The 1,846-nt window shown below is 40.7% G+C and carries 2 protein-coding genes; one reads left to right on the plus strand and one right to left on the minus strand.

What is annotated here, in order from left to right:
* A partial coding sequence (gene murJ / locus AC3WVG_RS11610) for a murein biosynthesis integral membrane protein MurJ (RefSeq protein WP_488798281.1) occupies window positions 1-1,272 on the minus strand: 1,272 nt, incomplete at its 3' end.
* Window positions 1,273-1,525: 253 nt separating this feature from the next.
* On the opposite strand from murJ, the gene rpsT reads away from it, so the two are divergent.
* Entirely contained in the window at window positions 1,526-1,786 is a 261-nt protein-coding gene (gene rpsT, locus AC3WVG_RS11615; RefSeq protein WP_008114420.1) for a 30S ribosomal protein S20, read from the plus strand.
* Window positions 1,787-1,846 lie beyond the last annotated feature (60 nt).

The following is a 1,846-nucleotide window of genomic DNA, read 5'->3' on the forward strand; positions in this document are numbered from 1 at the left end:
CAGTGCCAAGCCTAAATAGCCAATAAATGGCGCTAACATAATGTTAAACACCATATTTAGTACCAAAGTAATAATACCAATGCGTACCGGTGTTTTAGTATCTTGGCGAGAATAAAACCCTGGCGCGAGCACTTTAATTAACATAAAGCTGACTAATCCCACTGAGTAAGCAACAACCCCCAAGCTCACCGCCTTAACATGATCAATACCCGCTTCTTTGAATGCACCATGATCAAACAGCACAGTAATAATAAGCGGGCTTATAATCATCAATCCTATCATCGCTGGAAGCCCTAAAAAAATCACAAACCTCACTCCCCAATCTAGGGTGTGTTGAAAGTCGCTACTTTTTTTACTGCTGTGTAATTTTGACAGCGCAGGCAAAATTACCGTCGCAATACCAATACCAAATAAACCAAGTGGGAATTCAATCAGTCTATCTGAGTAATACAGCCAAGCGATAGAGCCCGTCATTAATAATGAGGCTATTACCGTATCGAGTAATAAGTTAATTTGACTAATTGATACACCAAATAAGGCTGGAAGCATTAACTTGCGTACTTTTTTCACATTCTCATCCTGCCAACCCCAGCGAGGCCGCGCTAGCATTTTTGCTTTATACAAAAACGGCAGTTGAAATAATAGCTGTACCACGCCTCCTAAAAATACGCCTATTGCTAAGGCATATGCACCCACAGAAAACTGGTCGTGCAATAAAATGGCACAAGCGATAATAGATACATTGAGTAACACCGGCGTAAAAGCCGCAACGGCAAAACGATTATAAACGTTCATCACCGCGCCACTGAGTGCCACAAGGCTTACAAAAAATAAATACGGAAAAGTCAGTTTTAATAGCGAACTGGCAAGCTCAAACTTTTCTGCGTCTGGGCCCCCTTGCCACCAATCAATAAACCAGCCAGTGCCGAATAAAGCAGCAATAACGGGTGATGCTATTACACCAAAAAGCGTCACTATCAGTAAAATAGTGCCTAACGTGCCGGCGGCTTGGGCTACAAATATCCTGACCTTCTCATCGCCCTGCTGCTGTTTAATTTCACTTAATACCGGTACAAATGCTTGCGCAAAAGCCCCTTCGGCAAATAAACGACGTAAAAAATTAGGAATACGGTTAGCAAATAAAAATACATCGGCCGCAGCGCCTGCGCCCAACAAGTTAGCTACGACGGCATCTCGTACTAGCCCTAAAATACGCGAGATCATTGTCATTGCACTTACAATCATCCCAGAACGAAACAAACCTTTTGACACTATGAATCCATATTAAAAATCAGCAATTAAGTTAATTATGCCATAGTCTTTTTTATAAATCGCTTTAAAGCACTAGGCTCGAACCCCTTGCTTTGTTACAATAGCGCCATTAACTGCTAAAGCGGCAAATTGATGTTCGTTATAAGGAGCAGTTTTTCTTGGATTGTTAAAATTAAATTGACATTCATGATAAAAACAGGCATATTCCACGGCCTTTAATTTAAGCTTTATTTAAGATTGTTAGGAGCAAACCTTGGCTAACATCAAGTCTGCAAAAAAACGCGCTATCACAAGCGAAAAAAACCGTCAGCACAACGCAAGCCGTCGTTCAATGATGCGTACTTACTTCAAAAAAGTAATCGTAGCTATTGAAGCTGGCGATAAAGAAGCTGCACAGCAAGCTTTTTCTGTTGCTACACCTATCCTAGACCGTTACGCAACTAAGGGTCTAATCCACAAAAACAAAGCTGCTCGTCATAAGAGCCGTTTAGCTGCTAAAATTAAAGCGCTATAATTTGTTTTTGCAAGATTAAAAAAACCGGCTTTTGCCGGTTTTTTTTTACCCAAAATAAAT

This window comes from Desulfovulcanus sp. (assembly GCF_982781345.1).